Annotated in this window: 18 protein-coding genes and 2 tRNA genes; 11 read left to right on the plus strand and 9 right to left on the minus strand. The window is 34.4% G+C overall.

Translation table 11 applies throughout. The features are described 5' to 3' along the window. Window positions 1–255 precede the first annotated feature (255 nt). Window positions 256–1,548, plus strand: coding sequence for a lipase family protein (locus OPR30_RS00705; protein WP_265030800.1), 1,293 nt, complete (start codon window positions 256–258; stop codon window positions 1,546–1,548). 43 nt (window positions 1,549–1,591) lie between these two features. On the opposite strand, the gene OPR30_RS00710 is transcribed toward OPR30_RS00705, so the two are convergent. The 4 genes from OPR30_RS00710 to OPR30_RS00725 all read right to left on the minus strand — a co-directional run bounded on the left by OPR30_RS00710 (window position 1,592) and on the right by OPR30_RS00725 (window position 3,996). Then, window positions 1,592–2,419 carry a 3'-5' exonuclease gene (locus tag OPR30_RS00710; RefSeq protein ID WP_019236725.1) on the minus strand — a complete coding sequence of 276 codons (828 nt, stop codon included), beginning with the start codon at window positions 2,417–2,419 and terminating at the stop codon, window positions 1,592–1,594. Next, the gene (gene era / locus OPR30_RS00715) at window positions 2,412–3,296 is read right to left on the minus strand and encodes a GTPase Era (protein ID WP_265027674.1); all 885 of its coding nucleotides are present in this window, start codon (window positions 3,294–3,296) and stop codon (window positions 2,412–2,414) included. The genes OPR30_RS00710 and era overlap by 8 nt, the downstream gene beginning before the upstream one ends. Window positions 3,297–3,347: 51 nt before the next feature. Beyond that, a complete protein-coding gene (locus OPR30_RS00720; RefSeq protein ID WP_265030802.1) occupies window positions 3,348–3,821 on the minus strand; it encodes a hypothetical protein in 474 nt (157 codons plus the stop codon). 102 nt (window positions 3,822–3,923) lie between these two features. Then, window positions 3,924–3,996 (minus strand) — tRNA-Gly (locus tag OPR30_RS00725). A 159-nt stretch (window positions 3,997–4,155) separates the two neighbouring features. On the opposite strand from OPR30_RS00725, the gene OPR30_RS00730 reads away from it, so the two are divergent. The 4 genes from OPR30_RS00730 (at window position 4,156) to OPR30_RS00745 (ending at window position 6,113) form a co-directional block, all read left to right on the plus strand. Next, window positions 4,156–4,776: a ribonuclease D gene (locus tag OPR30_RS00730; RefSeq protein WP_265030804.1), complete on the plus strand. Its 621-nt coding sequence runs from the start codon at window positions 4,156–4,158 to the stop codon at window positions 4,774–4,776. A 79-nt stretch (window positions 4,777–4,855) separates the two neighbouring features. Continuing rightward, complete coding sequence (gene trxA / locus OPR30_RS00735; protein ID WP_064085368.1) at window positions 4,856–5,182, plus strand: thioredoxin; 327 nt, start codon at window positions 4,856–4,858, stop codon at window positions 5,180–5,182. Between the two features lie 39 nt (window positions 5,183–5,221). After that, window positions 5,222–5,298: transfer RNA gene (locus OPR30_RS00740), tRNA-Ile, on the plus strand. A gap of 569 nt (window positions 5,299–5,867) precedes the next feature. Further along, window positions 5,868–6,113: a hypothetical protein gene (locus OPR30_RS00745; RefSeq protein WP_265030806.1), complete on the plus strand. Its 246-nt coding sequence runs from the start codon at window positions 5,868–5,870 to the stop codon at window positions 6,111–6,113. A gap of 15 nt (window positions 6,114–6,128) precedes the next feature. Here the strand turns inward: OPR30_RS00745 and OPR30_RS00750 are convergent, their stop codons facing one another. Next, window positions 6,129–7,250, minus strand: a complete 1,122-nt coding sequence (locus OPR30_RS00750) for an alpha/beta hydrolase (RefSeq protein ID WP_265030808.1) — start codon at window positions 7,248–7,250, stop codon at window positions 6,129–6,131. Between the two features lie 180 nt (window positions 7,251–7,430). Here OPR30_RS00750 and OPR30_RS00755 point away from each other — a divergent pair, with 180 nt between their 5' ends. From OPR30_RS00755 to OPR30_RS00770, 4 genes are read left to right on the plus strand one after another with little or no spacing between them, the layout of a single operon-like run. Further along, window positions 7,431–8,090: a CADD family putative folate metabolism protein gene (locus OPR30_RS00755; RefSeq protein WP_265030811.1), complete on the plus strand. Its 660-nt coding sequence runs from the start codon at window positions 7,431–7,433 to the stop codon at window positions 8,088–8,090. 22 nt (window positions 8,091–8,112) lie between these two features. Then, window positions 8,113–8,499 (plus strand): dihydroneopterin aldolase, encoded by a 387-nt coding sequence (locus OPR30_RS00760; RefSeq protein WP_143689820.1) that lies wholly within the window; start codon window positions 8,113–8,115, stop codon window positions 8,497–8,499. Beyond that, window positions 8,496–9,749 (plus strand): dihydropteroate synthase, encoded by a 1,254-nt coding sequence (gene folP, locus OPR30_RS00765; RefSeq protein WP_265030813.1) that lies wholly within the window; start codon window positions 8,496–8,498, stop codon window positions 9,747–9,749. The genes OPR30_RS00760 and folP overlap by 4 nt, the downstream gene beginning before the upstream one ends. Continuing rightward, on the plus strand, window positions 9,746–10,225 hold the full coding sequence (locus OPR30_RS00770) for a dihydrofolate reductase (RefSeq protein WP_052264777.1): 480 nt from the start codon (window positions 9,746–9,748) through the stop codon (window positions 10,223–10,225). The genes folP and OPR30_RS00770 overlap by 4 nt, the downstream gene beginning before the upstream one ends. Before the next feature lie 459 nt (window positions 10,226–10,684). On the opposite strand, the gene purF is transcribed toward OPR30_RS00770, so the two are convergent. After that, the gene (gene purF / locus OPR30_RS00775; protein ID WP_265030815.1) at window positions 10,685–12,070 is read right to left on the minus strand and encodes an amidophosphoribosyltransferase; all 1,386 of its coding nucleotides are present in this window, start codon (window positions 12,068–12,070) and stop codon (window positions 10,685–10,687) included. A gap of 249 nt (window positions 12,071–12,319) precedes the next feature. Between purF and OPR30_RS00780 the strand changes: the two genes are divergently transcribed. Next, window positions 12,320–13,552 carry a hypothetical protein gene (locus OPR30_RS00780; protein ID WP_265030816.1) on the plus strand — a complete coding sequence of 411 codons (1,233 nt, stop codon included), beginning with the start codon at window positions 12,320–12,322 and terminating at the stop codon, window positions 13,550–13,552. A 131-nt stretch (window positions 13,553–13,683) separates the two neighbouring features. Here OPR30_RS00780 and OPR30_RS00785 read toward each other — a convergent pair whose 3' ends face one another. The 3 genes from OPR30_RS00785 to def all read right to left on the minus strand — a co-directional run bounded on the left by OPR30_RS00785 (window position 13,684) and on the right by def (window position 15,961). Further along, window positions 13,684–14,211 (minus strand): demethoxyubiquinone hydroxylase family protein, encoded by a 528-nt coding sequence (locus tag OPR30_RS00785; protein ID WP_265030818.1) that lies wholly within the window; start codon window positions 14,209–14,211, stop codon window positions 13,684–13,686. A gap of 447 nt (window positions 14,212–14,658) precedes the next feature. Next, a complete protein-coding gene (locus tag OPR30_RS00790; protein WP_264377472.1) occupies window positions 14,659–15,432 on the minus strand; it encodes a uracil-DNA glycosylase in 774 nt (257 codons plus the stop codon). After that, entirely contained in the window at window positions 15,422–15,961 is a 540-nt protein-coding gene (gene def, locus OPR30_RS00795) for a peptide deformylase (RefSeq protein ID WP_264377471.1), read from the minus strand. Before def ends, OPR30_RS00790 begins: the two co-directional genes overlap by 11 nt. Before the next feature lie 137 nt (window positions 15,962–16,098). Between def and ftsA the strand changes: the two genes are divergently transcribed. Further along, window positions 16,099–17,337, plus strand: coding sequence for a cell division protein FtsA (gene ftsA, locus OPR30_RS00800; RefSeq protein ID WP_264376020.1), 1,239 nt, complete (start codon window positions 16,099–16,101; stop codon window positions 17,335–17,337). Window positions 17,338–17,443: the final 106 nt, after the last annotated feature.

A 17,443-nucleotide genomic window follows, 5' to 3' on the forward strand; every position in this document is an offset into this window, starting at 1 on the left:
AGCAACCTTATAGCGAAAATAAAAGTAAAATGCAATACTTTAAAAGCAACTTTCTTAATACGCTCAACGTGTATATTAACCAAAATTTAGTACAGAGGTTTGCTTGTTAGTGTATTATAACTCTATACTTATTCTATGGAAGTAAAATTTACTCAAAGCGAGAAAATTAAAATATTAATAAAAAGTGTTGACAATAATATTAGTTTGTATTATAGTTAGTAAATTATTGTTTAGCTGTTAATAATTAAGGTATTTATGGATTTTAGTTTTTTACGCAATTGGTTTAGCACCACAGGTGCTGGTATAGATTCACAATTAGATAAACCTGAACAGTCAAGAGCCATTTCAGTAGATGACGGAAAATGTGAGATGAAAGGATATGATGATGAATTTGAGATCATTGAAGATTATGAATTTATAAATCGTGCTGATCCAAATGAGCCATGTTCTTTACCTTCTGACTATAAAATAGATGAAAGTATTGTAAAAATTGCAGGATTTGATCGAGAGAAATTATTAGAAATGGGTAATTTCTGCAATATAAGCTATGGCGATGATGATGATAAATTAAGTAAAAAAAGATGTAACAATCTAGCTCAAAGAGTATACAAAACTGAATTTGAAATTGTAGAAGATTTTGAAATTGTTCCATCTACTGAAAAAATGTATAAAACTAGAGCTGAACTCATCAGCGAAGGTTATGAAATTATTCCATTTGGTAATAGCTTTGAAAAAGACGCTGGTCATGTTTTCATAAAAGATAAAGAAATAACAATAGCTTACCACGGTACTCGTCTGAGCCATGGTGCAAATGATGGACTTACTGATATAAATGTACTTTTTACTACTTCAGAATTTTTACCTGAAGGTGGAAGAATGCATAGAGGATTTTATAATTCATTTACGGATTCATGGCCTAATCTTTATGGCATTTTGAAATCTCATGCTGAAAAACAAGGATCAAAAATCAAAGATTTTAAAATTAATCTCACAGGTCACAGTATGGGAGGAGCTATTGCCAAGATAGCTGCTTTATGCCTAAACAAAACAGAAGGAGCTGAAGATGTCCATGTTGCAACTTTTGGTGATCCACGAGTTTTTGATCTTACTGCTAGTGAATTTTATAATGATGTTCTTCAAGAAAAAACCATTAGAGTAACTCAACATAGACAAGACCCAGTACCAGCGGTATCACCTGGTATTTGTGGTTATGCTCATGTAGGTGCACAATTGAGAATATCAGTACCTGAAGGATATTTTGTTCATCAAATGGATGGTTATCATGAAGCCATTAAAATAATGGATGAAAATGACTTCCGATCAAACAATAACGTTTCTCTCTTTTACTACCCTTCGAGAATATTAAGCCGAATTAACTGTGCAGTTTTAGGTAACGTTCAATATTATGCTGCTAATTTAGGTAATTATATCCTTGGTGGACAAAACTTTTTCGAAGAAGTAAAAAATAAAAATTTTTCTCAGCTTGAACAAGCAGAAGTTAAGCAGATAGGATATGAGGATTCCTTGTCTACTGTAAGGAGTTTATAACTACTATACAGAGCAATCATTAGATTGCTCTGTAAGCATCTATTCATTTAAATTCAATATAAAAATTTTCACCAGAAGTTATTTTCCATTCTTCTTTAAATTTCTTTAGGTGTTCTTTTTTTTCGCATTCTAAAAGCAGTTCTTCTATGCTCTTATTATAGCTTTCTGTAGTAATTCTTCCTTGATGATGCATAAACCTCAAATAAATCAAATAAGTGTTAATCACATCTGTTTCACAATAATCGCGAATCTCTTGTATTTTGCCACTATCATATAAGTCCATAACTTGTGAACCATCAACTCCAATCTTACCGGGAAGGTTAAATGCTGCGCAAACTTCGTTCATCTTCATTCTTGCAGAAGCTCCAAAATCAGAGAGAGATTCAAGCAAATCACAATGCCAATCACTACTGTACCTCTGATTGTAACTATTCCACTTATCGCCAGCTTTGTGAAAATATTCTGCTTGAATGCCATGAACCATAGCACGGTACTTCAGTACCGGTATATCAAAAGTGCGTCCATTGAACGAAACTAGTCTTGGCTTTTTCTCTGATATGTAGTTAAAAAATCCCTTTACTAGCTCTTTTTCATTGGAGTTTACTGTGCCTCCAGATCTTATTTCTTGTAGTGTGAACATTTCATAACCGCTCTGGCGTGTTATATTACAAAGTAAAAAACTAATGACTACAACAAGGTGGAAGGGCTGACGCAGAAAAGAGTTTTGCCCGTTTGTTATTTCAAGATGATATTTTGTTAATGCGTTCCTCTTTTCTTCTACACTGCTATCATCACTAATATTTAGTAAATTCTTGCAGGAATTTACATCTGGTATAGTTTCAATATCAAATACCAACAAAGAATTAAGCATTACTTATATATTCCTCAGGGCGATCAGTCCAAGGTCGCACTTTTACGAACAAAAAGAGATGAACTTTACACTCAAATAACTTTTCCAATTCTGTACGCGCCTCGATATTAATTTTTTTTATGCTACTGCCGTCTTTTCCTAGCACTATTTTCTTATGATTATCTTTCAATACAAATATGATCTGTTTTATGACTAAACTCTTATCTTTTTTTTCCTCAAATTGTTCAGTTATAACAGCTGTAGAGTATGGCAATTCTTCACGTAGGTTCAAGAATAACTTTTCTCTCGTAATTTCCGCTGATAAAAAATCAGCTGAGGAATCAGTTATTTGATCTTTTTCATAAAACCAAGGGCCTATCGGTGCAATTTCAGACAAGTAACTAGTCAGATCAGAAAGTCCATCATTCTTCAGTGCCGAGATCGTAAAAATTTTTTCAAACTTATAAAGCAAATTTAGGTGCTCATGTGCCATCTTGAGCCCTGATTTCTTTACTAAATCAGTTTTATTGATAACCAAAATGCACCTGCCTTTTGTGCGCTCCAGTCGTGCAAATATCGTTTTTATTCTTTCTATATTTTTTAGGTAATTGTTTACATCAACAAGCAACAAAGTAATGTCACTATCCTTAACTGCTCCCCATGCAGATTTGACTAAAGCTTTTTCAAGATTTGTTTCTGCTGAAAACACTCCCGGAGAGTCAGTAAAAACAATTTGCGCATTGTTGCATATAGCAACACCCCTTACCTGCGTCCTTGTTGTCTGCACCTTAGGAGTGACAATTGCAATTTTCTTGCCTACGATGCTGTTAATTAGCGTTGACTTTCCAGCATTTGGCAAACCAGCTATCGTTACAAATAAGCATTTTTCTTCTTTCACAAAGGAAATTATAAAGAAAACTAAACGTTAACGTCAAACAACTTTTTTTAATTATTCTTTAACTAGCCCGTTTTCTTCCTCTTTTGAAGAAAAACATTTTCCAACTTTTTCAACTATAGGTGATATGATATATTCATTCACTTTTTTAGCTATTGGTTCAATAATATAATCTGTTGCAATTGTCCCTGCGATTGCTGATATGGACGCTATTATTGCACCTGCTAAAGCTGCAGATCCCATTCCAAGAGTTACACCAGGGAAAATAGCCATTGCAGCTGCAGCAAGACCAACTCCAATTGCAGTACCTACAGCACAAAAACAAGCATTCTGAAAAAAGGTTTCTTTGGAGAGTCCTCTAATAGAGATTATCAGACATGCAAGTAAGGCTGCCGGAATTGCAGCAACAATTCCACCCATCACCAAAGGTGACAGAGCTGTAAAACTGATTCCCAAACCTGTAAGTGCTCCTATTGTTGCTCCTATGCCTAAAGCTATTAAATAGGCTATAACATCATCTTTTTTCATATCCCCCCCCTAAATAATAAATTTCTAAAAAACTTTTAGCTACTTTGAGTATAGCTGAACTAGTTGAACAGGGGAAGGAAATTTTTTATGTTAAAATTAAAGAGCGGGAGAAGGGGTTCGAACCCTCGACCTCAACCTTGGCAAGGTTGCGCTCTACCAACTGAGCTACTCCCGCAGTTAAATTCTGCTTAGATTCTACTTCTAATTATAGGTACATATTACAATTTGTAAACCCTACATGCATGAAAATCATGAGAGCCAATTTTCTATGATCTTTTCGTATACTTAAAACTCATTTTTGATTATTATATGTGTCATAAAATATATTAAATTTATGAGAATATTTGTATATAAAGACGACCTGCCAGCCAGTGCAATACCGAATGATATAAAATCTATAGCTGTTGATACAGAGGCAATGGGGCTACTGCATAGCAGAGATAGATTATGCCTTGTGCAGCTTTCTTTTGGTGATGGCAACGCTCATTTGATTCAATTCAAAAACGATTATACAGCTCCAAATTTGAGAAAAATATTGGAGGATAAAAATATAACCAAAATATTTCACTTTGCGCGATTTGATGTGAGTATAATACATTACTACCTGCAAACTTGGGCACTGCCTTGCTATTGCACGAAAATAGCCTCACGTTTAGTTCGCACCTACACAGATAATCATAGCTTAAAAGAGTTGTGCTTAGAACTACTTGATATAAAATTAAATAAGCAACAACAATCTTCTGATTGGGGAAATGAAATTTTAACAGACAAGCAAAAAAGTTATGCTGCATCTGATGTTTTATATCTCCATAAAATAAAGGAAAAGCTAGATTTAATGCTAGAACGTGAAAATAGAAAAGAATTAGCCGAAAAGTGCTTTGAATTTCTTCCTACTCGTATTGAGCTAGATTCAATGGGTTGGGGGAGTGTAGATATCTTTAATCATCATATGTAATCACTTCACTTGAATCCAGAAAAATTTAGTTGATCAGCTGTTAATTGATACGCTATATTTATAAAAATTTAGGTATTTTATGAGTGATGATATTAAAGCGGTAAATGATCAAAATTTCGAATCTGAAGTTGCTAACCACAAAGGATTTGTGCTGGTAGATTTTTGGGCAGAATGGTGTGGACCATGCAAAAGTCTGATGCCACGTATCGAGCAGTTAGCCAAGGATAGAAAAGACAAGATCAAGATCTGCAAGTTCGACATAGATGGAGAAACTGAGGTGCCAAGTAAGTATGGAGTTCAATCTATACCTACTTTAATCATATTTCAAGATGGCAAGGAAATTGCACGCAAAATTGGCGCAATAAATGATTTACACAGTTGGGTTGATAGTGAAATAAGCGAGTAGACAAATTTCCTTTTGCGTGTATTATAGGTGTTGATAAAAGGGATTGTAGCTCAGTCGGTTAGAGCAGTTCGCTCATAACGAATTGGTCGTAGGTTCGAGTCCTACCAATCCCACCACTATTGATACAATTGCAAGGCCTACTCTCTTAGATAAGCTTTTTGCCTTATTAAAGTACTTGGTTGTTAGTGTTTGAAAACTCCATGATATTAGATTCCTTGCATAACTGGAATTCAAAAGTTCCAGCGCGTTTTTCTTATTGGATCCCAGCTGGGATGACGCCTGGTTATGAAAGAAATCTATTGTCAAAAAAAATTACTTCCGCGTATTTTGAATCTGATTATAATGACAATTAGAGATATTTTAAGAGCTCAAATTTGTCTGCAGACTTTCAATTAACTTTTCAATAAAAAACGTAGCGTATCTTTTTCAGCGTATACACACTTCTGTCATATGTGCGCTGCATTTTTTTCTAATTTATACAGGAGGATTTTATGTCCAGAATTCCAGATATTTGACCTTTACCTTAGCTAATAAAAACCAACTGGCGCCTTTGGTTTTTATAAAGAAAGTGTAGGAAAAACTGTTTCCAGGCATAAATTTGCCATGTATACCTAAAAAGTAATGATATTAACATAATGTTCATATTTGTATGCTAATATTAATATTATTTAAATTAAAGAATATTATGGAACAACAAGCATCAAACAAAGAGAAAGGGATTGAATTTAGATATAATCAATGTAAGCAGAAATGCTATTCCTACAAAACAAAACGGACAGACCAAGAATGCCTAGATAAATGCTATGAGAAGTACGTTTCTAAACTTTATCCACAAATTAGTGAGAAATTAGCAGCTAGTGAAAACAATCTCTATGATGAAAGCACAAAATTATCACTTATGGCAGATACTCTAGATGCAATGTTTTTTTAATCACAAAAGAAACACTTATTTCAATATTTGCGGGTATGTTAGCTTTTGAGGTATACTCTGACTTATTGAATAATTCTTTAAATTGGTAAAATACTGTTTCTTTTCCTCTATTTCTTTTTCACTATTCTTTTCAAATATCACTTCTGTTTTTATCTCTTGATTGAGCGAGCCCTTCTTTTCAAAATAATTATCTGTGGATTCTAAAAAGAGTGAAATTAACTCAGGAAGAGTGTATTTATGTTCACTTGATGAGCACAATTCTGTAATCGGAGAAAAGTGAATATCATCTGCCTTAATAGGTAGTAACGATAGAAACTTATTCCAGCATTTTCTCATTACTCCAACTTCAGGTTCAAGGTTTTTTATTTTAGCTAAGTTGGCATACTCCATAAAAAACTCTTTATATTGCTCAAAACCTTCAAAAGTTTCTTTTTTTTGGTAGTTTTTTTTCCTATGACTTTTTTCTATGTCAGCAATTTTAGTACCTATATTTGCCTGCTTACTAATAAAGCCATCGTTCTCTAAGTTAAAACAAATTGTGTATGGAGTAATGTCGTTTACTATTGTGTGTGGCTTAAAGTGCCAACCAAAGCATTTGAGTATGAATTTTATTATAGGAGGAAATAGCCATTTAGGTTTTGATATGTGTAGTAATTTCACTACAAGTTTTTTGAATGAGCTAAAGGATTTATTGATAATGCATCTTAAATGAATATTGTCGTCTTTTTTAAACTTTTTATAAACCTCCGCAGCTATTGGTCCTCCAGCACAGCTTCCATACAGTACTATATTGTCTGGGTGAATGCCTTGCTTTAGAAGATCTGAAATGACTCCAATTCCTGCATTTACTCGATTTCGACCGTTTAAAGAATGGCCTTTGCTTTTTCCAGAACCAGGAAAATTAATAAGGTGAACATCCATACCTGCTTTAGCTGCCCAATTCCATTCACTTTTGTCTTCATTTGGCTCTTTTTCAAAAGTATATGTAAGCCCTGGAAAGTAAACTATATGCTTTTTCTTTCTGCTATCTGCACTGCTCTTCGAGTTTGACATCACTATCTTTTGAATTCGCATTCCATTTTGAACTTCTACGAACTCTTCCCTAATTTTTATTGTATTTTCTTCTGTTACTTTCATTTTGCGTTTTTCACTATATTGATTTAATAATACATGAAATTTTAGAAAAAATCAATTTTACTAAAAAATTAACTTATAGCGTATCTATCTTTATATTTATCGGAATTAAAGTAGTAGTGAGAAATGCCTCTTGACATTTGATAAACCTAAACGTAGCCTAAAACAATTTACTGTTTATTTATGACATTTGTTCAATCACTTAATAATCAATTAGATAGTTTACACTTATTAAAACACCCGTTTTACGAGTCATGGAATGAAGGTAGCTTAAGCCTGCAGGCTCTGCAAACCTACGCTAAGGAATATTATCACCATGTTGCTGCTTTTCCTCGTTATATCAGCGGTATACATTCCTTGTGTCCGAATTTGAAAATGCGGCAAGTTTTACTTGGTAATTTAATAGAGGAAGAACAAGGCGACGAGAATCACCCAGAATTATGGCAGCGTTTTGCTGAAGGACTGGGAGTAGCACGTTCAGAACTTTGTGAAAATGCACAAATTAAGGAGACACGAGAATTAGTTGATGGTTATTTTGACATTGTAAAATCAGATTTTGCAGCAGGTCTTGGAGCTCTGTACGCTTATGAACGTCAAACTCCAGAGGTTTCTAAGTCTAAAATTGAAGGTCTGAAAAAACACTATTCAATAAATGATGAGCGTTCTCTCAAATTTTTTACCGTTCATATGGAAGCTGATGAGTGGCATTCTGAAGAATGTGCAAACCTTATTGCAGATTTAAACGAAGAAGAACAAGAGAAAGTTATGCAAGGCGCTGAAAAAGGAGCAAAATTCTTATGGGGTTTTCTTGATGGCATGATGAATGTTGATGTTTGTCATTAATTATAAGTAGATACTAAATTCAGTGGTAGCATGTAATCTTCTTATATCTGATTTACGGCTTTGGGTTCATTTGGGATGTAGTGCAGAAGAGAAGTTTTCTCCCCAATTGGTGAGTATTGACGTTGATTTCACTTTTAAATCTCCTCCTTCAGGGCTTACAACTGATCAACTTAAAGATACTATCTGCTATTTGGAAGTAGTGCAAAATATTCAATCTCTTGTTCAGGGCAAGCAATTTAATTTAATCGAGCATTTAACTCATGAGATATACAGAGCCATTAATAACCTTTTGCTGCGAAAGAAGCATATTATTTCTTCTGTCAGGGTGACTACTCACAAAATCGCACCACCAGTTCCTGGTGTGCATGGGGGCGTTTTTTTTACTTACTGTAATGAATTGCAAGAATGATCTATATTTCTATTGGATCAAATATAGGGAATCGCCTTTCCCATTTACAAGGAGCTACTGAGTTACTAAAGAAGCGCTATTTAAAAGACTTAAAGTCTTCGATCATTCTAGAAACTAAGGCTATTTTACCAAATGGTGCTCCACCTGATTGGAACAAGCCATTTCTCAACATGATTGTCTATGGAAGTTGTTCTTCTTCTCCTGAGGAGCTACTAAAAGGCTTAAAACAAATCGAATGTGATATTGGTCGTCCACAAGTCTACGAAAAATGGGCACCTCGTGTTATTGATTTAGATATTTTGTTATGGGATGATCTAACGCTTGATATACCTGACCTTAAAATTCCTCACCCAGAATTAGTAAATAGACCATTTTTGCTCCACTTGATGGCAATGGTTAACAAAACCTTTGCTTTCAATGTTCAAGACTGTTTTTCAAAGAGTTTTACGCTTTCACCAAAGCTTATGGGTATCGTCAATATTACCCCTGATTCATTTTCAGATGGTGGTCTTTATTATGATGCGAATCGAGCAACCAAGCAGGCATTGCAGTTGGTATCAGATGGTGCAAGCATAGTTGATCTTGGAGCTCAATCAACAAGGCCTGGAGCTTCAATAAAGACGCCAGAGGAAGAGTATGAACGTCTAAAACCAGTACTTGATAATCTTAGCGACTATATGAAAAATGGTGATATTGAAGTCAGCATTGATAGTTTTTGGCCAGACGTTATTTTAAACGTTTTGAAGCACTACAATATTGCCTGGGTAAATGATCAGAAGGGAGATCTGAGTAGTAATACCTTAAAAGAAGTTGCTAGCAGTGGGTGTAGTGTCGTTATTATGCATTCACTTTCGATACCACCACATAAGGACAATATTATTCCACATGACACTGACCCAATTGATATCATAAATAATTGGGCAGAGAAGAGCATTAACAAACTACTAGGCCTGGGTTTTGATGAAAATTCAATAATTATTGACCCTGGTATTGGTTTTGGCAAATCTATGTATCAGAATATTCAGATTTTACGCAGTATAGAAACTTTACAAAATTTTGGCTGCAAGGTTTTAGTTGGCCATTCCAGAAAATCATTTATTTCTTCTTTTTCCATAGAATCTCCCTCTAATAGAGATTTAGAAACAATTGCTACATCTGCTATACTGCAAAATAAGGTTGATTTCCTTAGAGTGCATAATGTGCGTGATCATATGCGATTTTTTGTAGCCCAAGCTGTCTTAGAGGGATGAAGATTATTGGAATTATGGCTGTTGACCCTAATGGGGTAATTGGAATAAATAATGATTTGCCCTGGCGTTATCCAAGTGAATTCAAACATTTTTGTCAAGTAACCGACAAGCAAGTTATTGTGATGGGAAGAAAGACATTTGAAACCGTGCCTCAGAGCATACTAAAGAATCGTACACCTATTGTTTTCTCCCGTAACAAGTGTTTTAATAGAGGTCCAAAATGTACTGTTGTCTCTTCCATGCAAGAATTTCTGTCAATTCAAAGTAGTTCTCAAGTCTTTGTGATTGGTGGGGCACAAATAGCACACCTTTTTTTAGAGCATAACCTAATCTCAGAATTTATTATAACTGAAATTCACAAGCCCTATAAGGGTGATACATACCTCAATTTAGCATTTTTTGATGGATGGAATAAAACTATTCTCGTCAGAACAGAAGACTATACTATATTCAATTGTATCCGTTCGGCAGAGTAGTAAAATTATTAGCATAAAAGTAATCAACGTTTCTAATGAAAGCTGGATCCCAGCATCAAGTGCTAGCCTGAAGCTTTAGCTATAAATATTAAGAAATTTACCAAACGAAGAAAAAAGGCAGAAGAATCCCCGTGTGACGAGTTTTATAATGTAAATTGGCGCTATAATAATGTGCTAACAAGCGCGTTTTGGCTGAATGTAGAAAAAATAAAAAAAGCCGCTATAATTTTTGTGTAATTTGCCAATAAATATTTGACTTTTTTACTGATTTTGTGATTGAGCCTGCAGGTCAAAAATAAGGATAAATACTCTTAGTATCATAGTAAAGGGAATGACGAAATTTGTAAAGTAGTTTTCACTCAAATGACGCCCAGGCAAAAACTATATGGTTATGCAAAAAATCTATTTTTAAAACTGTTAATATAACATAGAAAAAACCTCACCTTCATTAATAATAGATTACTTACCAATCGGATAATCACCAGTGAAACAAGCATCACAATATTGCGGTGTAGCATTGTTACGTTTTTCTGCTTTAACAGCTCTGTATAGCCCATCAATACTCAAAAAGGCTAAGCTATCTACTCCTATACTTTCCTTTATCTCTTCTATAGATTGAGTCGCAGCAATTAAATCTTTGCAATCTGGTGTATCTATTCCATAAAAACAAGAGTGCTTAATTGGTGGACTTGAAATTTTGAGGTGAATCTCTTTTACTTCTGCATCCTTTAGCATAACTATTATATTTCTGAGCGTACTACCACGCACTATACTATCATCTATTAAAATTATGTTTTTGCCTTTCAAAGTGTGCTTATTAGCATTGAATTTTAATTTTATTCTAACTTTACGTACTTCAGCGGTGGGTTGTATAAAAGTTCTTCCTATGTAATGATTACGAATTATCCCCAGTTCCATAGGTAATCCTGAATGCTTTGCATATCCAATAGCTGCAGGTATTCCAGAATCAGGTATTGGTACAACCATATCTACATTGTTTTTTGGTGGGCTCTCTTCTGCAAGTATTCTTCCTATTTCTTTTCTTATATCATATATGGACCTCTTCTCCATTATGCTGTCTGGTCTCGAGAAGTAAACGTATTCAAAAATACAAAAACTTGATTTTTGCTGTGGGAAAGGAAACATTGAGGCTAGCTTACTATCCGAACTGATGGTAACTAATTCGCCTGGTTCTATTTCTCTAATAAACTCTGCATTTATTATATCAAGAGCACAAGTTTCAGATGCAAGAACGTAAGAACCGTTTAACTTTCCTAAAACAAGAGGCCTGATTCCAGATGGATCACGTACTCCAATAACTACTTCTTGATTGATTGCCACAAAAGAATAAGCACCTTGTATTTGCTTTAATGCATATATAAAACTCTCTAAAAAGCTATCTTTTTCACCGCTTGCTGTCAGATGCACTACTACTTCTGTATCAATATCTGACTGAAAAACGCACTCTTGTTTAATTAATTGTTCGCGTATCGGAGAAATATTAATTAAATTACCATTATGTGCTATGGCAAAATCCCCAAATTTGCCACTTTTGCCAAACATGGGCTGCACTCCAAATTTACTACCACTTGTTGAGTATCGAACATGACCTATTGCACAATCTCCAGGTAAGGATTTCTTTATTTCATCTATATCATCAAATACACTGCTCACTTGACCCTGAAAGTGATAAGAGTGCAGCTTATCGTTGTTACTGGTTACTACGCCAAAAGACTCTTGACCTCTATGCTGCAAAGCGTGGAGAGCAAGTATAGAGTTAAAAGCAGCACTTTGGTTGTAACTTATGCCAAATACCCCGCACTCCTCATGTACTTCATCAAGCATGAAAAATATTAAATAAAGCCTGATTGTACTTTAGTAGAGGTAAAGTACAAGAATTTTATTTGTTAATCCCTTTTAAAGTTGAAGCTTTCTACGGTAGTTTTGATGTATACCAGAAAGTAGGTTATATGCAATTAACCAATTTTGAGATTTTTGACAATTTTTTAGCACTGAAGAGAAAAAGATATTTTTATTGACTTATCTATGTATTGAAGTAATCACTAAAAAGTTTTAGTGGTTATGGTATATAATATGTCTAAGCAAGTAGGTAAACAAGGTGAAAGTAATCTTATTTTAGAGCCTGAACATTTCTCTAACAGCTTCTTCAATAGTCAACAGAGTAGTTCATCAAATCCAAAATTACCGACTATAAGTCGTAAAGATAGGCATATGGATTTAATCAAGAAAAGGTACGCAAAAAACAAAGATGTTGCAGAATATCTAAGAAGTTATGACTTTATTAAAAGAGCAGAAGAATTGTCAATAATTTATCTTTTTGAGCGAGACTCATCTTCTACGAAATTGCAAATACCATTGACTACAGATGAACAAATTCTAGTTAAAAAATTTTGTGATGAGATGATAAAAGGTATAACAGAACACGATGAGCAAGAAAGCGTTTTAAAGTACATGGAACGCATAATAGAGGGTTATTTAAATCAAGGAATAAGATTAAACTCATATTACGGTAAGGATAATAAGACTGTAACAAATTTTATATTTGAAAAAATGGAAGAATTAATTAATCGCTTTCATGCAAATCCACACAATTCAACTACAAAAAATATCATACAAAAGATCACTCGTAATTTAGTGTTAAAAGGTGGGGTAGAAAAAGGATTATCTTTTTATAGCGATATTGAAGGCGGATATTACGGCTCTAATTATTTAAATGATCTTAACGAACAATGTAAGAGTAAGAAAAAAATGCTAGAGGGTCTAGCATATGAAGGTATTGTGAAAGAAAATAACAAGCAAATTGATAAATATGATCTTGAAGTAGAAGTAGATAATAAATATTTTTATATTAAGTATCCACAAGGTAGTATTGTTGAAACTGCGAGAACTTTAAATAATGAAAAAGCTAAGGATTTAGAAGTTGGCATATTTCAGATTGAGGAAAGTATAGTAAAAGTTGAAATTACAGAAGATGGAAAAAGAAATTACACAGATATCTTAAAAGGTGGTATTGAAATATTTTTTACTACTAAAATAGGAGAGATTAGTATTTATCTACGGAAAGATGGTAACAAAATGGTAGTAGAAATTGATGAGAAAAGCAAAATAAGGTTTAGCAAGTTAGAAAACAAATCAAGCTTTGGAGGGAATTGTCTTATACAGGGGAAAAGTGTTTTAGAAGTTATGGGCAAGAGTTTTGAAAATATTCCTGAGGAGTTAACTCAGACTATTAAAAACGTTCCATCTACTAGTCTTATGCAAACATGTTTACAACAACAAGAAAACTCTAATAGGGAATTAAATTAATGTATTTTTAGGATAATAATTAAGAAATTAATTATAAACATTCATACGCATTCGATTGTAGTAGAGGATATGGGGCAGCAATTAGCACAAGAACTAAAGGCAAATGTGGTTGGTTGTCAAATAGTGATTGATTAAATCAATTTAGAGAGGTAAATAGCAGCTTTGCAGCTTGTTTTTATGAACAAAGATAAAACGTTGTAGCCAAGTGCGCTTTCGGCATTGTGCTGAATTGCAATATCTCTGTGCTCTAATTCCTCATCGCGAAATTTACTTATAGTTTCTCTTAATTCCCCATCTTCTAAATGTAAGACTTGCTCCTTGTAGTGCTCTCCGATCACTTCTTCAACTGCAGCAGTGCAAGCCATAGCGGCTTTTTTACCCATCATGGCAGTTACAACACCAAGTGATACCCCTAAAGCACCCCAAACTGGCAACAAAAGAGTAGGACGAACTCTTTGCTCCTTGATTTTCTCATTAAAATAGTGGAAATGTTTTTTTTCCTGCTCCTCCATTTCAATTATTTTGTCAATTATGGAAGATTTTTTAAGAATAAATTTTTGACCGGAATAAATGCAAATGGCTCCATATTCGCCAGCATGATTTACTCTAATTGCTTGTTCTAAAAAATTTCCTTTCAATTTTTTTATATTGCTTTCCAATGTCTCCTCCCTTTATTTCTGCATTAGTACTACTATAAACCAACATATTATAGAGTAAATAAAATTCCATGCGTGCATTGCACCAACATTGTGATTACAGGAACTCAAGCAGCTATAGCAACGGCAAGAGTTACTTGACGGACTCCGCCATTCTCCTTAAAATAAGGGTAAAGATATATTATTTATCTTCAGTCTGTGCAGATAAAACGACAAAAAGCTCAATATACTTGATGTTTAATTTTTTGCACTATGTGCACTCTATGTCTTTATAAAACTTTTACCCACATAAGCTAAAATGCGCTTATCAAAGCATTTAATACAATGAAAAACGCCAATTAAAAAAAATAGGTAGTAGCTGATAGATTTTCTTGTGCCTTTTTCTCTGTTTAGTAAATTTTTCAATATTTAATGCAATTAGCCGGCACTGGGATGACAACGAGTAGTGAGCTAAACGTCCGTGTGGTTATTGGTATTATCAAGATATTCTCTAATCTTCTTTAAATCTTCCCAAGCTAAGCGTTTTTGTGCTGGTTGACGAAGTAGATAGGCTGGATGAAATATAGCGGCTGTGGTAATTGCATGAGATAAATATTGGTTAGTATAAGTATGAAATTTGCCACGCAAGTTCGATATAGTCTTTGTGTTATCAAGAAGGCTATAACATGCAATTCCTCCAACTAAAATTAGAATCTGCGGTAAAACAAGAGCAATATGCTTCTCAACAAATGGTCTGCACATATCAAGCTCTAGATCAGTTGGTTTTCTATTACCTGGTGGACGCCAAAACACGGTGTTGCTTATATATACCTTAGTGCGGTCCAGATTAATTGCACCGAGCATCTTATCGAGCAGCATTCCGCTTGCACCACAAAATGGTATGCCTTTCAGGTCTTCATTTGCTCCTGGTGCTTCACCAACAAGCATGATTTTTGCATTTGGATTACCATCGGAAAAAACAGTATTAGTTGCAGTTTTTTTTATTTCACAACCCTCAAATGACTTAACTGCACTTCTTAGTTCATCTACACTACCACATTCACTTGCAAGCTTCCTTGCTTCAATGATCCAGTCACTTGGGAACATGGCTTTTTTCTGCTCGATGACAGAAGACTGTGCAGCTCTCTCATTTTCCACTTTTTTTTCCTCTTCACCTTCAGTTAGCGTGCAGTCAACACCCACTTCATGATAGAACTTCAACAATTCTAGATCTTCATTGTTCATAGTGCCTCTTAACCTTTTGAGCTTTTTTCATAGCCATATCGTACTTCAATTTAGACAAATGTCTAACGTATAATATACCATTTAAATGATCTAACTCATGCTGAATACACCTTGCAAGCCAACCACTAGCTTTTAGCGTCTGTTCTTCGTTATTTAAATTTTTATATTTCACAGTTAAATATTTTGGACGCTTAATTTCATGGCTTTGCTCTGGAATTGAAAGGCACCCTTCTTTGAGAATTACTTGTTCACCCGATAATTCTGTAATTTCAGGGTTAATCATACAAAACTTGCCAACTGAGTCATACCCTGCTAGCTCATCTCCAACCTTTTCTGGCTGAACGTCCATGATAAAAATTCTCTTCAGCACTCCAACTTGTACTGCAGCAAGACCAAGACCTTCTGCATCGTACATAGTTTCGAACATGTCGTTTACTAATTCTTTAATTTTATCGGTTATATCTATTACTTCACTGGCACGTGTAGTTAACCTTTCATCAGGGGCAATTACAATTGGCAATTTAGACATAAAATTAAAATTTTATGTTTTATTTTTTCCTTTGTACAGTATTTTGGGTATATTAAAATGTTGCTGTATTTTTAATAGAAATATAAATTATTAAAGGAAGCTACAATTTGAATGGAATTGTGTCATAAGGTCAACTAATGTACTCTGCAGTAATAATAAAACCAAAGCGAAATGTTTTTGCCGTTTTAGACGTAGGTACAACAAAAATTATCTGTCTCATTGTTAAGATCAATAGCAATTTCAGCTATAAAATAATAGGAACGGGTTATAAAAGTGCAGAAGGTATAAGCGGTGGATCAATAACTGATGCAAAGCATGCAAGTTACTCTATTTCATCAACTATAGGTTTAGCTGAGCAAGTATCAGAAGAGACTATAGACCAGATATATGTGAATGTAGCCGGATGTGGAGTCTCATCTTTTAACGTATATAACGAAATTATTGCAGCTAATCACGAAATTTCAGACCGAGATATAAAACGTGTAGTCTTTCAGACGTTTGAGAAATATATCGAAGAAAATGTTATCATTCACAATATACCACTGAAATATCACTTGGATGACATGACTGATATAAAAGAGGTTGGTGGATTGTACGGAAAAAGACTATCTGCTGATGTTAATGTCGTCACTGCTTCGCGTCCAGCGCTTACCAACATTGAAAATTGTATAACTAATAATAGCGGGATAAGTATGGCTGGTTGTATTGCTTCCGCATATTCTTCAGGCCTTGCCTGTCTAAGTGAAGATGAAAAAGAGCTAGGAACTGCCATTGTTGACATAGGGGGTGGGTGTACTGCAATTGGAATTTTTAAGAGAGGAAAGCTTATATACACAAGCAGCATTCCAATTGGTGGCATTCACATTACTCGAGATATAGCTTATGGACTATGCACAAGTATAGAGCATGCTGAACGCATAAAAATACTATACGGTAGCACTGTCGTAACTTCAATAGATGAGAACGAATATATTACACTGCAAAACAGTGAAAATGATGAACCGACTCGAGTACCCAAGTCCGAACTTATTGACATCATAAGACCTAGAGTTGAGGAGATATTTGAACTGGTAAGAGAACAATTTCAAGAACAAAAAGATCCAATCAATAAAGTAGTGCTCACAGGTGGAACCAGTCAACTCACAAGCATGAAAGAGATTGCAAGCTATATATTCAACAAACAAGTCCGCATTGGATGCCCTGAGTCTCTCAGTGGCCTTGATGGCGAGTATGATAAAAATCCCGTATTTTCTGCTGCCATAGGCTCTATCAAGCTAATAGTTGACACTTTTTATAAAAATAACTCTGGAATGCTCGGTCAAGATGGTAAAATGAGTAAATTGTATAATTGGGTTAAATCGAAAGTCACGGTTTGATTTTACCAAATAAAGTTTTGATATCCGTCAAAGGAAGTATAAAGAAAATTATTTCAAGATTGATAAATTGATTCGTGATCATACACCTGAAATTATGCGCTCCCAT

This window comes from Wolbachia endosymbiont (group B) of Athalia cordata (assembly GCF_947251845.1).
Taxonomy (GTDB): Bacteria; Pseudomonadota; Alphaproteobacteria; order Rickettsiales; family Anaplasmataceae; genus Wolbachia.

What these genes read in the sequence shown, in the direction of transcription:
- def (WP_264377471.1), bottom strand. Translation starts at nt 15,961, where the DNA reads ATGTCTAAATTGCCAATTGTAATTGCCCCTGATGAAAGGTTAACTACA.
- purF (WP_265030815.1), bottom strand. Translation starts at nt 12,070, where the DNA reads ATGCTTGATGAAGTACATGAGGAGTGCGGGGTATTTGGCATAAGTTAC.
- OPR30_RS00750 (WP_265030808.1), bottom strand. Translation starts at nt 7,250, where the DNA reads ATGAAAGTAACAGAAGAAAATACAATAAAAATTAGGGAAGAGTTCGTA.
- OPR30_RS00730 (WP_265030804.1), top strand. Translation starts at nt 4,156, where the DNA reads ATGAGAATATTTGTATATAAAGACGACCTGCCAGCCAGTGCAATACCG.
- trxA (WP_064085368.1), top strand. Translation starts at nt 4,856, where the DNA reads ATGAGTGATGATATTAAAGCGGTAAATGATCAAAATTTCGAATCTGAA.
- OPR30_RS00755 (WP_265030811.1), top strand. Translation starts at nt 7,431, where the DNA reads ATGACATTTGTTCAATCACTTAATAATCAATTAGATAGTTTACACTTA.
- OPR30_RS00720 (WP_265030802.1), bottom strand. Translation starts at nt 3,821, where the DNA reads ATGAAAAAAGATGATGTTATAGCCTATTTAATAGCTTTAGGCATAGGA.
- OPR30_RS00705 (WP_265030800.1), top strand. Translation starts at nt 256, where the DNA reads ATGGATTTTAGTTTTTTACGCAATTGGTTTAGCACCACAGGTGCTGGT.
- OPR30_RS00770 (WP_052264777.1), top strand. Translation starts at nt 9,746, where the DNA reads ATGAAGATTATTGGAATTATGGCTGTTGACCCTAATGGGGTAATTGGA.
- OPR30_RS00790 (WP_264377472.1), bottom strand. Translation starts at nt 15,432, where the DNA reads ATGAACAATGAAGATCTAGAATTGTTGAAGTTCTATCATGAAGTGGGT.
- OPR30_RS00745 (WP_265030806.1), top strand. Translation starts at nt 5,868, where the DNA reads ATGGAACAACAAGCATCAAACAAAGAGAAAGGGATTGAATTTAGATAT.
- ftsA (WP_264376020.1), top strand. Translation starts at nt 16,099, where the DNA reads ATGTACTCTGCAGTAATAATAAAACCAAAGCGAAATGTTTTTGCCGTT.
- folP (WP_265030813.1), top strand. Translation starts at nt 8,496, where the DNA reads ATGATCTATATTTCTATTGGATCAAATATAGGGAATCGCCTTTCCCAT.
- OPR30_RS00780 (WP_265030816.1), top strand. Translation starts at nt 12,320, where the DNA reads ATGTCTAAGCAAGTAGGTAAACAAGGTGAAAGTAATCTTATTTTAGAG.
- OPR30_RS00710 (WP_019236725.1), bottom strand. Translation starts at nt 2,419, where the DNA reads ATGCTTAATTCTTTGTTGGTATTTGATATTGAAACTATACCAGATGTA.